The organism is Arthrobacter sp. 9V (genome assembly GCF_902506065.1).
GTDB lineage: Bacteria > Actinomycetota > Actinomycetes > Actinomycetales > Micrococcaceae > Arthrobacter.
The window spans coordinates 2,885,538-2,898,253 of sequence record NZ_LR732912.1; the positions used below are offsets into that span (position 1 = coordinate 2,885,538).

Annotated in this window: 13 protein-coding genes; 2 read left to right on the forward strand and 11 right to left on the reverse strand. The window is 60.7% G+C overall.

Going from position 1 to position 12,716, the window contains the following annotated elements:
* Positions 1–7: 7 nt before the first annotated feature.
* On the forward strand, positions 8–787 hold the full coding sequence (locus tag BACI9J_RS13285) for an SDR family oxidoreductase (protein ID WP_236558687.1): 780 nt from the start codon (positions 8–10) through the stop codon (positions 785–787).
* Positions 788–860: 73 nt separating this feature from the next.
* Here the strand turns inward: BACI9J_RS13285 and nrdR are convergent, their stop codons facing one another.
* From nrdR to BACI9J_RS13300, 3 genes are all read right to left on the reverse strand, one after another.
* The gene (gene nrdR / locus BACI9J_RS13290; protein ID WP_159734796.1) at positions 861–1,358 is read right to left on the reverse strand and encodes a transcriptional regulator NrdR; all 498 of its coding nucleotides are present in this window, start codon (positions 1,356–1,358) and stop codon (positions 861–863) included.
* Positions 1,359–1,533: 175 nt separating this feature from the next.
* On the reverse strand, positions 1,534–2,898 hold the full coding sequence (hisD, locus tag BACI9J_RS13295) for a histidinol dehydrogenase (protein ID WP_159734797.1): 1,365 nt from the start codon (positions 2,896–2,898) through the stop codon (positions 1,534–1,536).
* Positions 2,899–2,902: 4 nt separating this feature from the next.
* A complete protein-coding gene (locus tag BACI9J_RS13300) occupies positions 2,903–3,436 on the reverse strand; it encodes a hypothetical protein (protein WP_159734798.1) in 534 nt (177 codons plus the stop codon).
* 114 nt (positions 3,437–3,550) lie between these two features.
* On the opposite strand from BACI9J_RS13300, the gene BACI9J_RS13305 reads away from it, so the two are divergent.
* A complete protein-coding gene (locus BACI9J_RS13305; RefSeq protein ID WP_159734799.1) occupies positions 3,551–4,051 on the forward strand; it encodes a flavin reductase family protein in 501 nt (166 codons plus the stop codon).
* A gap of 41 nt (positions 4,052–4,092) precedes the next feature.
* Here the strand turns inward: BACI9J_RS13305 and dnaE are convergent, their stop codons facing one another.
* The 8 genes from dnaE to BACI9J_RS13345 form a co-directional block, all read right to left on the reverse strand.
* Positions 4,093–7,650: a DNA polymerase III subunit alpha gene (gene dnaE / locus BACI9J_RS13310; protein WP_159734800.1), complete on the reverse strand. Its 3,558-nt coding sequence runs from the start codon at positions 7,648–7,650 to the stop codon at positions 4,093–4,095.
* Between the two features lie 57 nt (positions 7,651–7,707).
* Positions 7,708–8,634 carry an RluA family pseudouridine synthase gene (locus BACI9J_RS13315; RefSeq protein ID WP_159734801.1) on the reverse strand — a complete coding sequence of 309 codons (927 nt, stop codon included), beginning with the start codon at positions 8,632–8,634 and terminating at the stop codon, positions 7,708–7,710.
* The gene (gene lspA / locus BACI9J_RS13320; RefSeq protein WP_159734802.1) at positions 8,627–9,235 is read right to left on the reverse strand and encodes a signal peptidase II; all 609 of its coding nucleotides are present in this window, start codon (positions 9,233–9,235) and stop codon (positions 8,627–8,629) included. Before lspA ends, BACI9J_RS13315 begins: the two co-directional genes overlap by 8 nt.
* Positions 9,236–9,334: 99 nt before the next feature.
* Positions 9,335–10,033 (reverse strand): DivIVA domain-containing protein, encoded by a 699-nt coding sequence (locus BACI9J_RS13325; protein WP_159734803.1) that lies wholly within the window; start codon positions 10,031–10,033, stop codon positions 9,335–9,337.
* Positions 10,034–10,189: 156 nt separating this feature from the next.
* Entirely contained in the window at positions 10,190–10,477 is a 288-nt protein-coding gene (locus BACI9J_RS13330; protein ID WP_159734804.1) for a YggT family protein, read from the reverse strand.
* 106 nt (positions 10,478–10,583) lie between these two features.
* On the reverse strand, positions 10,584–11,120 hold the full coding sequence (locus BACI9J_RS13335; protein WP_159734805.1) for a cell division protein SepF: 537 nt from the start codon (positions 11,118–11,120) through the stop codon (positions 10,584–10,586).
* An 85-nt stretch (positions 11,121–11,205) separates the two neighbouring features.
* On the reverse strand, positions 11,206–11,961 hold the full coding sequence (locus tag BACI9J_RS13340; RefSeq protein ID WP_159734806.1) for a YggS family pyridoxal phosphate-dependent enzyme: 756 nt from the start codon (positions 11,959–11,961) through the stop codon (positions 11,206–11,208).
* Positions 11,954–12,694 (reverse strand): polyphenol oxidase family protein, encoded by a 741-nt coding sequence (locus BACI9J_RS13345; protein ID WP_159734807.1) that lies wholly within the window; start codon positions 12,692–12,694, stop codon positions 11,954–11,956. Before BACI9J_RS13345 ends, BACI9J_RS13340 begins: the two co-directional genes overlap by 8 nt.
* Positions 12,695–12,716 lie beyond the last annotated feature (22 nt).

A 12,716-nucleotide genomic window follows, 5' to 3' on the forward strand; every position in this document is an offset into this window, starting at 1 on the left:
CCGCCGCGTGGCAGTGCAACCCACAACCGTCCGGCACACCGGACCCGGAGTCGCGATTGTCACAGGCGGCAGCCGCGGGATCGGTGCCGCCGTGACCAAGGCCGCGGCTGCCGCGGGCTACGACGTCGTGGTCAACTACTCCACAGACAACGAAGGCGCGCTGGCGGTAGTCAATGACATCCTGGCCCAAGGCGGCAAGGCAGTCAGCGTTCAGGCCGACGTCAGCCAGCCAGCCGACGTCGGACGCTTGTTCGACGCCGCTGCGGGCCGGGGTGCCCTGACCGCGGTCATCAACAACGCCGCCGTCACCGGGAACCTGATCGGGACCTTGGTTGACGTACCGGCGGAAACGGTGCAGCGGGTTGTTGACGTCAATGTGTCCGGAATGATTTTCATGTGCCAGGAGGCCGTTCGGCGGCTCTCCACGGACAATGGCGGAATCGGCGGATCCATCATCAACATCTCCTCCACCGCCACCAAAGCCGGCTCGCCCGGAACCTGGGTCCACTATGCGGCCACCAAGGGCGCTGTTGATGTCCTCACGGTTGGTCTTGCGGCAGAAGTGGCCAAACAGGGCATCCGCGTCAATGCCGTGGCTCCCGGCAGCACCAACACAGGCCTCCATGCGGCCGCCGGAATGCCGGACCGGGTGGAGAGGTTGAACCCTACAATTCCCATGGGGCGTGGCGCTGAGCCCGAAGAGGTGGCTGCGGCAGTGATGTGGCTGATGTCCGATTCTGCCGGCTACGTTACAGGAGCAGTGCTGCCCGTATCCGGCGGACGTTAGGGTCCGGTTCGGCGCCGGTAAAGGATTGGTGCCGGTGGCGGCTGCGGCTTCCCCTCCGCTGCCGCCACCGGAGTTAGAGCGGGCTTTTTTCCGAATCTGCGGCTTGGGCGCCTGCTTTGGCCTCTTCTGCCTCGTGGCGGAGCAGCGAGATGGCTGACTCGAAGTCTTCCAATGACTCGAAGGCCTGATACACACTCGCAAAACGAAGGTATGCCACTTCATCAAGCTTCCGCAGCGGGCCAAGAATGGCCAGGCCCACCTCATGGGCATCGATCTCCGCTGCGCCGGAGGATCGAATATTCTCCTCGACTTCCTGGGCCAACATGGCCAGATCGTCCTCTGTTACCGGGCGCCCTTGGCATGCCTTGCGGACTCCGCTAATGACCTTGATACGGCTGAACGGTTCACCGACGCCCGACCTTTTAATGACGGACAAGCTGGTGGTTTCCACGGTGGTGAAGCGGCGTCCGCATTCCGGGCATTGGCGGCGGCGGCGAATGGAGGAACCGTCGTCAGCCATCCGACTGTCCACGACGCGGGAGTCGGGATTCCGGCAGAACGGACAGTACACGTTGGGCCTCCCCTGACAGCTCCGGCACAGATCGAAAACGGCAGGGAGCCGAAAACGCAAATGGTGCCGGAAGATTCACTTCCGACACCAGTTTACGGCCCGCCACACCGTAATGACAAGCGTGTAATTACTACATGTAGTAGCCGGCACCCTTATATGTAGTGGTTAAGGCACCTTAGGCGAAGCGGATTCGGACAGCGTCACCGTGGCCAGGGAGGTCCTCTGCGCCGGACAAACTCTCAATATGTCCGCTCACTTGCTTCAATGCGGCGCGATCGTAGTTGATGACCTGGACTGCGCGGAGGAACGTAGTGACGTTGAGCCCTGACGAAAAAGCCGCCGTGCCGCTGGTGGGCAGCACGTGGTTGGAACCCGCGCAATAGTCACCAAGGCTTACAGGACTAAAGTCGCCGACGAAAATTGCACCCGCGTTGCGGATGCGCGATGCAACGGCGGCCGCGTCCGCCGTCATGATTTCCAGATGTTCAGCTGCGTAGGCATTGCAGACGGCGATTCCTTGCTCAAGATCGTCCACCAGCACCACACCGGACTGCGGTCCGGACAATGCCTCAAGGACGCGGGAACTGTGCTTGGTTGCCGCCGCTTGGCGTCGCAGTTCAAGCACGACGGCGTCAGCCAGCTCCGCGGACTCAGTCACCAGCACGGAAGCTGCTTTGGGATCGTGCTCGGCTTGGCTGATGAGATCAGCGGCCACCAAAGGGGCCTGCGCCGTGGAGTCGGCCAGAATGGCAATTTCCGTGGTTCCGGCCTCCGAGTCAATGCCCACCACACCCTTCACCAGCCTCTTGGCTGTAGCAACAAAGATGTTGCCGGGGCCGGTGACCACATCAACAGGCTCAATGGGCAACTCGTCGCCGGTTCCCGGGACGCCGTAAGCAAACGACACAATCGCCTGTGCACCACCGATGGCATACACCTCATCGATGCCCAGGAGCTTGGCCGCAGCCAGGATAGTGGGGTGCGGGAGGCCACCGAAGTCCTTCTGCGGCGGGGAGGCCAGTGCAATGGACTCGACGCCGGCGGCAACCGCAGGAACGACGTTCATGATGACCGATGAAGCCAACGGGGCGAGCCCTCCCGGAACATACAGCCCAACGCGTCCTACCGGGATCCAGTTCTGGCTGACAACAGCACCGTCGCCCAGTTGAACCTCAACGTTGGCAGGGCGCTGCCGATCCGCAAACTGCCGGGCGCGGTTGATGGACTCCTCCAAGGCCGCACGGACCGTGGGATCAAGTTCAGTCAGCGCGCGGGTAAGCGCCTCTGCCGGGACCCGGGGGTGGGACTGCTCCACCCCGTCGAACTTGCTTGCCAGTTCACCCAAGGCAGCAAAGCCCCGGCTTCGGACATCGGAAATGATGTCCAGGACTTTCTGCTCCGCGTCCGCCATGGTCTGATGCTGCGCCCTGGGTACAGCGGCACGCAGCTCCGCCAAGGAGAGATGGCGGCCCCGGAAATCGATGCTCCGGAACTCAAGGGCGTCAGTGGAGGGGGCGGAGGTATCCGAGGAAGTGGTCACCCGGCTATTTTACGGGCTTCTTCGACATAACCCCGAACAGCGCCAGGACGAACGTGATGAAGGCGGTCGCGGCGGGCCATAGAACCAGGACGGCGTAGGAGCGAAGCGTGAAACCATACCCGGGGCCAAGTGCCGGATCCGGGGCGGGCCCCAGCAATTGGGCTGCCAGCAAGCCAACCAGCCAAGCAATGAGAGCACCCAAGGCTCCGCCAACAAGAGCAAATCCCAAACGCCGGCCGGATCCCTCGCCCTGCAGCTTTCCGTCAAGCATGACGCCGGTGAGGCACCCTGCCAGCAGCATCAGGGCTGCCAGGAGCAAGTCGCGCGGAAGCCAGGAATCAGGATTTGCAGCATTGGCCAGGTCCGGATTGCCCGAGATCAGGTTCAAACCGCCGGGAGCGAGCAACCACCAGGTCACCCCGACCACCACGCCCAAAGCAGCCGGAAGAACCAGCCAAAGAATGTCCTTGGACCGCCAAGGCTTCAGGGCTGACGACGGTTCTGCAACGGCTGGGACGTGCACGGTGGGCTCGGTCATGCAACTCACATTAACAAAGGTTCACGCCTACTCAACAAAATGTGGGTCTCGCAGTATGGGAGGAATACTCTGAAAGAAAGATGTACAGCCGCCACAGCTCAGGAGAATGTCCACGTGTCCAGCGAACCTTCCGGCTTCGATCAGACTTTCAGGGAAATGTTCCGCCGGCATGCAGCCGGGGTGGCGATCATCACGGCGAACCTTAACGGAAGCCCGTTTGGATTCACCGCCACGTCCGTGGCCTCCCTTTCCGCCGAGCCGCCACGCTTCACCTTCAACATGGCCAGGAGCTCCAGTTCCTGGCCTGCTGTGGCCAACACGGAATACATCGGAGTCCACATGCTGGGGCTGGAGAATCAAGCCCTCGCCAATCGCTTCGCACGGACACGTGACCGCTTCGACGGCGATCACTGGGAGCCGGGCCCCCACGACGTCCCCATCCTCAAGGACGTCAGCGGCTGGCTCGTGGGCAGGATACAGATGCGCCTGTCCTTCGAGAACAACGCAGTAGTGGTGGTGGAGGTTGTTGCCGGAGAAGTCGGCGAGGACGGCACTCCCCTGCTGTACCACAGCGGCGGATACAGCAAGCCAGCCCCGCTTGACTATGAAATCTAGCCGTCCAAAGATGCAGTCCTCTAAAGGTCCGGGTATCCGGATTAGTTATCCAGGCAGGCCGGACCCAGCAGGACCTTCAGGTCACCAAAGAGCGACGGACTGGGATTGACCCTCATGTGCACCGGCAAACCCATGACCTCCACCTTCGTATCACCCATCAGCTTGAGCCGGACTTCCGAGTTCCCGCGGTGAGTGCGCAATACATCGCGCAGGTCCGTCACTACAGCTTCTGTGGCCTTGAATGTGGGAATGGTGATCACCACGGGGCCGTTCACGCTCTCGCTGAGGTCCGGCACGGAAAGCTCCATGCAGTTCAGAGTGACCGCACCGTCGTCGCGGCGCTGCAACCGTCCCTTCACCACAACAATCAAGTCCTCCGCCAGGACTGAGGCAATGGGCCCGTACACCTGGCCGAAGAACATGACCTCCATGGAAGCCCCGAGGTCTTCGATCTCTGCCCGGGCGTAGGCGTTTCCGCTGGCCTTCGCGATCCTGCGGCTCAGCGAGGTGATCATGCCCGCAATGGTGACAATTGCGCCGTCGTGCGGTCCGTCCTCGGCGATGATCGAGGTGATGGACTGTTCCGCATGCTGGCTGAGGACGCCCTCCAAGCCTTGGAGGGGATGGTCCGAAACGTAAAGGCCCAGCATGTCCCGTTCGAAAGACAGTTTGTCCTTCTTCTCCCACTCCGGCAGGTCCGGGATCTCGGTGGTCAGCGACGCTTCGGGTTCTTGATCTTCGAAGCCTGCAAAAAGGTCGAACTGGCCGATTGCCTCATTGCGTTTGAGTGTGATCACCGAATCTATGGCTTCTTCGTGGATCATTGCCAAAGCACGCCGATGGTGCCCCAGCGAATCGAACGCGCCGGCTTTGATCAGCGATTCGATGGTGCGCTTGTTGCAAACTACGGCGGGCACCTTCAAGAGGAAGTCCTTGAAGGACGTGTATTTGCCCTCGGACGTGCGGGCGGCCACCATGGCATCCACCACGTTGACGCCCACGTTGCGGATGGCACCCATGCCGAAGCGGATGTCGGTTCCTACCGGAGTGAAGTTCAATGAGGATTCGTTGACGTCCGGCGGGAGGACCGTGATGCCCATTCTGCGGCACTCGTTGAGGTAGATGGCCGACTTGTCCTTGTCATCACCCACGGAGGTCAAAAGGGCGGCCATGTACTCCGGTGCGTAGTGCGCCTTCAAGTACGCCGTCCAGTAGGAGATCACACCGTACGCTGCCGAGTGGGCCTTGTTGAAGGCGTAGTCGGAGAACGGGAGCAGAATGTCCCAGAGCGTCTTGACAGCGGCCATGGAGTAGCCGTTGTCCTGCATGCCTTGGGAGAAGCCGGCAAACTGCTTATCCAGTTCGGACTTTTTCTTCTTACCCATGGCGCGGCGAAGGATATCTGCCTGGCCGAGCGAGTATCCGGCCAGCTTCTGAGCTACAGCCATAACCTGCTCCTGATACACGATCAGGCCGAAGGTGCCGCCAAGGATCTCCCTGAGAGGTTCTTCCAACTCCGGGTGAATGGGAATGACTTCCTGAATCCCGTTCTTGCGCAGGGCGTAGTCGGTGTGGGCGTTTGCGCCCATGGGACCAGGCCGGTACAGGGCAAGAACTGCGGAGATGTCTTCGAAGTTGTCAGGCTTCATGAGCTTGAGCAGTGACCGCATGGGACCACCGTCAAGCTGGAACACACCCAAAGTGTCACCACGTGCCAGGAGTTCGTAGGACGCGGCGTCGTCGAGCTCCAGATTCTCCAGGTCCAGGTCAACGCCGCGGTTCATCTTAATGTTTTCCAGGGCGTCAGAAATAATTGTCAGGTTTCTGAGGCCCAGGAAGTCCATCTTGATCAGGCCGAGGCCCTCGGACGTGGGGTAATCGAACTGGGTGATGACCTGGCCGTCCTGGAAACGGCGCATGATGGGAATGACATCAATGATGGGGTCCGAGGACATGATGACGCCGGCAGCGTGCACGCCCCACTGGCGCTTCAGGCCTTCGATGCCCAGTGCGGTCTCGAAGACCTTGGCAGCCTCAGGGTCCGTGGCGATCAGTTGGCGGAAATCCCCTGCTTCGCTGTAGCGCTTGGACTCCGGATTCTGGATGTCCGCCAGCGGAATGTCCTTGGCCATGACCGCAGGCGGAAGGGCCTTGGTCAGGGTCTCGCCCATGCTGAAGGGGTAACCAAGCACGCGGGAGGAGTCCTTGAGGGCCTGCTTGGTCTTGATGGTTCCGTACGTGACAATCATGGCCACACGCTCATCGCCGTACTTCTTGGTGACGTAGTCGATCACCTCGGAGCGGCGGCGATCATCGAAGTCGACGTCGAAGTCGGGCATGGAAACGCGGTCCGGGTTGAGGAAGCGTTCAAAAATCAGGCCATGCTGCAAGGGGTCAAGATCGGTGATGCGCATGGCGTAAGCCACCATGGAACCTGCGCCGGAACCACGGCCTGGACCTACCCGGATGCCGTTGTTCTTGGCCCAGTTGATGAAGTCCGCAACCACGAGGAAGTACCCGGGGAATCCCATGGAGGTGATGACGCCGAGCTCATAGTCGGCTTGGGCCCGTACCTTGTCAGGAATGCCCTGCGGGTAGCGGTACTTCAGGCCCGTATCCACTTCCTTGACCAGCCAGGAGGTCTCGTCTTCCCCGGGAGGACAGGGAAAACGGGGCATGTAGTTGGCACCGGTATTGAAAGAGACTTCACAGCGCTCGGCAATGAGCAGAGTGTTGTCGCAGGCTTCGGGGTGGTCCCGGAACAGCTCCCGCATTTCCTGCGGCGACTTCAGGTAGTAGCCGCTGCCCGAGAACGCGAAACGGGAACCCCCATTGTCGTACGTAGGTTCCAGGAGTGTGGAACCGGACTGGATGGCCAACAACGCTTCGTGTGCCTTGGCGTCGTGCTCATGGGTGTAGTGGAGGTCATTGGTGGCAACCAACGGAAGGTTGAGTTCCTTGGCCAAGCGCAGGAGGTCGCCGGTAACACGACGTTCAATGTCCAGCCCGTGGTCCATCAACTCACAGAAGTAGTTCTCTGCTCCGAAGATGTCGCGGAACTCTGCTGCGGCCTCAACAGCCTCTCGGTAAAGTCCCAGCCGTAGTTTGGTCTGGACCTCTCCGGACGGGCAGCCTGTGGTGGCGATCAGACCTTCGGAATAGGTGTTGAGGAGTTCCCGGTCCAGCCGCGGCCATTTACCAAAGACAGAGTCCAGGGAAGCAATGGACGAGGCCCTGAAGAGGTTCCGCATGCCCACGTTGTTGTAGCTCAGGAGTGTCATGTGGGTGTACGAGCCACCACCGGAGACGTCATCCTTGCGCTGGCTTTCGTCGCCCCAGCGCACGCGCTCCTTGTCCCCGCGGGCTGTACCGGGAGTTACATAGGCCTCGACGCCGATAATCGGTTTGATGCCCTTGTCCGTGGCCTTGCGCCAGAAATCAAACGCACCGAACAGATATCCGTGGTCCGTTGTGGCAAGGGCGGGCATCCCCAGCCGTTCGGTTTCATCAAAAAGCTCACCGAGCCGGGCAGCTCCATCCAACATGGAGTATTCGGTATGGGTGTGCAGATGGACGAACGAATCATTGCTGGAAGTCACCACGACAGTCTACCGTCCCGGGTCCGACAGGAAGCGGACCCGGGCAGTGAAATCCGTCTATGCGGAACCGGTGGCCAGCAGATCCAGGGCGTACTGGAGGTCGGCCGGGTAGTCGCTGCTGACTTCCACCCAATCCCCCGTGCGTGGGTGGGTGAAACCAAGCTGACGCGCATGCAGCCACTGCCGGGTGAGCCCCAACGTGGCTGCGAGACGAGGATCCGCCCCGTAGGTGAGATCTCCGGCACAAGGATGCCGCAGCGCTGAGAAGTGGACGCGGATCTGGTGTGTGCGGCCGGTCTCCAGGTGTACTTCCACCAGGGTTGCTTTGCCGAATGCTTCCAGGACCTCATAGTGCGTCACTGACGGCCGACCGTCCTCGATGACGGCGAAGCGCCAGTCGTGGCCAGGATGACGTCCGATCGGGGCATCTATGGTGCCTTGAAGGGGATCGGGCAGGCCCTGGACAACGGCATGGTAGACCTTGTCCACCGTGCGTTCCTTGAAGGCCTTCTTCAGCACCGTGTAAGCGTTCTCGGTCTTGGCAACCACCATGACACCGGACGTTCCCACATCCAGCCTGTGAACGATCCCCGCACGCTCAGGTGCACCGGATGTTGAAATCCTGTATCCGGCGCCGGCGAGGCCTCCTACTACGGTGGGCCCCACCCAACCCGGTGAGGGATGTGCCGCAACCCCCACTGGTTTATCGATAACAACGAATTCGTCGTCGTCCAGCAGGATCTTCAGGCCTTCCACAACTTCCTCCACGACTTCCAAGGGATCCGGCCGCTCGGGAACCGTGACGTCAAGCAGTGCACCGGCAACGAGCTTTGCCGATTTTCCTACCGCAACTCCGCCGCTGGTGACGTTTCCTTCTGAAATCAGCAGCGCCGCGGCAGAACGGGAAATGTCCAGAAGCTGCGCTAACCCGGCGTCAACCCGGACACCTGCCAGCTCTTCAGGAACTACCAGAGACTTACTCACCGGCGGGCTCCCCGGTGGTGCCGCCGGCGGGTTTGGCATCCTTGGCAGGCTTTGGTGCGGCAACATGACGCGTTCCGTCCATGCCCACACCCCGCAGTGTCAGGAGGCAGATAATAACGACGCCGGATACCACGGCGGAGTCTGCGATGTTGAAGATGGCGAAATTCGGCAGCTGAATGAAGTCCACCACGTGGCCCATGGCGAAGGACGGCTCCCGGAACAGGCGGTCGGTCAGGTTGCCCAAGGCACCGCCCAGGAGCAGCCCGAGGGAGAGCGCCCACCAGGCCGAGCCCAACTTCCGCAGCTGAAAGAGGATTGCCACGGAGACTGCTGCCATGACGATCGTGAAAATCCACGTCACATTCTCGCCGATGGAAAACGCCGCCCCGGAATTACGGATGTAGTACCAGTGCAACAGCGGAGGCAACACAGGAATGCGCTCACCCTCTGTCATGGTGCTGGTCACCCAGAGCTTGGTGAGCTGGTCAAAAACGTAGGCGAACACGGCGAAGCCGGCAAAGAGCCAGAGCATGGCAGGACGCCACTTACGGCCTTGGGTGGGCGTCTGCGTTGTGGCGTCAGCGGTGAAGTCGTCGGTCATAGTGCTTTCATTCGGGAAGCGAGCGGGGTGCTGTCAGTCTTTTTAACAGCGAAAGCCGGTGGCCGAGGAGTCCTCAGCCACCGGCTTTCAGAATACTTGCTAAACGTCAGCGGTTGCTTCGCCGACCTCAGGGGCAGCGACAGAACCACGGGCGTCGAGGTCGCGGAGCTGACCTTCGATGTAAGCCTTCAGGCGTGAACGGTAATCGCGCTCGAAGCCTCGGAGCTGCTCAACCTTGCGCTCGAGAACGGAGCGCTGCTGCTCGAGGGCACCAAGGATCTTGCGGGACTTCTCCTGGGCGTCGTTGACAAGGCTGGAAGCCTCGATCTGAGCCTCGGCAATGATCTTTTCCTTCTGCTGCGCACCGTCGGAAACGTGTTTGTCGTGCATCTGCTGCGCCATGGCAAGCAGGCCTGCAGCGGACTCAGCGGAAGTGGAGACGCCGTTGCTTGCAGCAGGTGCCTTCGGAGCTGCAGCAGCAGCTGCTGCCTTCTCGGCTTCCTTCTTCTTGGCATCTTCTGCAGCCTTGGCTTCGGCTTCCGCCTTCGCCTCAGCTTCCTTGTCAACCTTAACCGGGGCCGGGACCTTCTCAACCACCGGAGCCGCAGCAGCTGCAGCGGGAACGGCCGAACCGGCCTCGCCGAGCTTCTTGCGAAGTTCGTCGTTCTCCTGGTTCAAGCGGCGAAGTTCCACCACGATCTCGTCGAGGAAGTCATCAACCTCGTCCTGGTCGTAGCCTTCGCGGAACTTGGTCGGCTGAAAGCGCTTGTTGACAACGTCTTCTGGCGTCAAAGCCATCTGGTCACCTCGTTGGTCTAGTTAGTCAGTAGGCCTTCCGGCCGTTCAAAACTACGGTACCTAAATATCATCTTGTTCCTCCAATTCAACACCATCGTGTTGATTTGGAGAATTTGCGGCCTAAGGACCATCGGTGGCCCGGGTTCCGCGGAACAGCTAAGCCAAGCTGTTGGTCACCGCCATGGCAATGCTGACGGCAATAATAAGGATCAAGAACCCCAGATCCAGGGATATTCCACCCAGTTGCAGGGGTGGTATCAGCTTCCTGAGCCTGCCAAGCGGAGGATCAGTCACGGAGTAGACCACATGGGCTGTAACCAACGCCACACCCCTGGGCCGCCACTGGCGGGCGAACATCTGGACCCATTCGAAGATGAGACGGATGATCAGGGCAATGAAGAACAGCAACAACACAATATAGATAAGGCCGAAAACAATGCCCACGAGTTAGCTCAGATCTCCCACTTGTTCCGGAATGCCGATCGGTCCCTACTATTGCAACACAGATGCCAGGCAGGTTGACCCGCCTGGCATCCGCAAAAACCTATTATCAGCTCTGGTTGAAGAAGCTGGCCTGCGTTTCGCTGACCTTCTTGTCATCTCCAATGACCTCAACGTATGACGGCGACAGCAGGAAGACTTTGTTGGTCACCCTCTCGATGCTGCCATGCAGTCCGAACACGAGGCCGGCAGAGAAGTCCACAAGCCGCTTGGCATCGGATTCACCCATGTCAGTGACATTCATGATGACCGGAATGCCATCCCTGAAGCTCTCACCGATGACTTTGGCGTCATTGTAAGAACGGGGGTGAACGGTGGTGATCTGCCTCAGGCCCGAGGCATCTTCGCGGCTGGATGCCGCACGCTTGATGGGTGTCACGGGGGCGCGGTATTCCTCTTCGGCATCTACAGTGGGCATTTCACGGACAACTTCCCGGACGGGAGCGGGCGCGCGGCGCTCTTCCCGTTCCTGTGCCTGGGGGCGTTCTTCGTCGTGGTGCGTGGCGACGGACTGCTCAGATTCGTAGTGTTCATCGCCGTCGGCGAGCCCAAGATAGATCATTGTCTTGCGCAGAGCGCCAGCCATGGTGCACTCCTATCGTTTCTGCAGTAGGCGGGCCGCCATGACTTGACATATTGGAACCCCGGCCCGTCATTCCAATACTTTGACGCTACCCCACGGCCGGACGGGAACCGAGAATATCGGAGCCAATTCTCAGGTGTGTCGCCCCGAACCTCACTGCCGCTTCCAGGTCCTGGCTCATTCCGGCAGAAATACCTGTTGCGGCAGGATGTACTGCGCGCAGCGCCTCGGAAATCCCGGCGAGCCGCTCAAACGCTGCCTCCGGATCAGCCCCCAACGGCGCTACAGCCATCAGCCCGGACAACACGAGACCGTCCGCTGACTCAATTTTTCCCGCGAGGACCTCAACATCAGACGGGCGGGCGCCACCACGGTGTGCCCCGGCGTCGTCATCCAGGCTGACTTGGATGAAGCAGTCGAGGTCGTTGCGCCCTGTGGCGTCCTTCTCTCTTAGGACGGCCTTGGCCAACGCGTCAACGAGCTGCGTGCGGTCAACGGACTGGACCGAGGCAGCATACTTGGCCACGGACTTCGCCTTATTACTCTGAAGCTGTCCGATGAAATGCCAGCGCACGTCAGCTCCGGAGAGTTCAGCACTCTTGGAAGCTGCTTCCTGGTCACGGTTCTCGCCGACGTCCTTGACGCCGAGCGCCACCAAGCGACGAACATCTGCTGCGGGATGGAACTTAGTCACCACAATCAGCCTCGGAAGGTCGCTTCGTCCTGCATCCCGTGCAGCAGACTCTATCCGGTGACGTACCAGCTCCAGCCTGTCAGACAGCTCAGCGGCGCGGGTGTCGCCGGCCGGCTCGGGCTGCTCGTTGCCAAATTCAGGGCTAGTCATGCGTCCACACCAAACCTGCGAATCGACCGGTCAGGGAGTCCCGCCGATATGAAAAAAGGGAGCCGTTTTCAAGCGTGCACTCCCCCGAATACTCCACGGGGACTTTCAGTGCGGTCAGCTGGGCCCGAACACCGGCCGGCAAGTCCAGGGCAGGCGTTCCCCATGAGGTGGTGGACCAGGTTTGGGGAATCCTGGCCGCCACCTCGGCGCGCAGTTGCTCCGGAACCTCGTAGCACGATCCGCAAATGGACGGGCCCAGCCATGCGCTTATATCAACAGCGCCACGGCGTCGCATTTCCGCGATAGTGGCCGGCACAATGGCTGAGGCAACCCCGGGGCGGCCGGCGTGGGCGGCCGCCAGCACGGGACTATTGCCGGCGTCGGTGCCAACCAGCAGAACCGGGACGCAATCAGCCACCATCACGGCCAAAGGCTGCGCGGATCGACTTATAGCCGAGGGCGTGGACGGGGCAGCGGCGACCATGGCATCTGCGGTCGGTCCGGGACCGTGGGCTTCAATGAACTCAACGTGATTTCCATGGACCTGATCCATGTATTGGAACTGCCGTGCAGCTGCGCCGTGCTTCGCCAAGCCAACAGCTTGTTCCAATCGGGCGCGACGAGCCATGACTTCCAAGGGTTCGTCCTGCACATGGAGAGCCAGGTTCCCGGCGCCTGTATCCGTAAAGGCTACAGAGACGCCGGGACGTACTTCATTTCGCCACCAAAACACCTGGTACTGACTCTTTCGAACG

Coding starts and splice junctions, on each gene's coding strand:
- BACI9J_RS13300 (WP_159734798.1), bottom strand. CDS start 3,436: ATGACCGAGCCCACCGTGCACGTCCCAGCCGTTGCAGAACCGTCGTCA.
- lspA (WP_159734802.1), bottom strand. CDS start 9,235: ATGACCGACGACTTCACCGCTGACGCCACAACGCAGACGCCCACCCAA.
- BACI9J_RS13325 (WP_159734803.1), bottom strand. CDS start 10,033: ATGGCTTTGACGCCAGAAGACGTTGTCAACAAGCGCTTTCAGCCGACC.
- BACI9J_RS13335 (WP_159734805.1), bottom strand. CDS start 11,120: ATGGCTGGCGCTCTGCGCAAGACAATGATCTATCTTGGGCTCGCCGAC.
- BACI9J_RS13340 (WP_159734806.1), bottom strand. CDS start 11,961: ATGACTAGCCCTGAATTTGGCAACGAGCAGCCCGAGCCGGCCGGCGAC.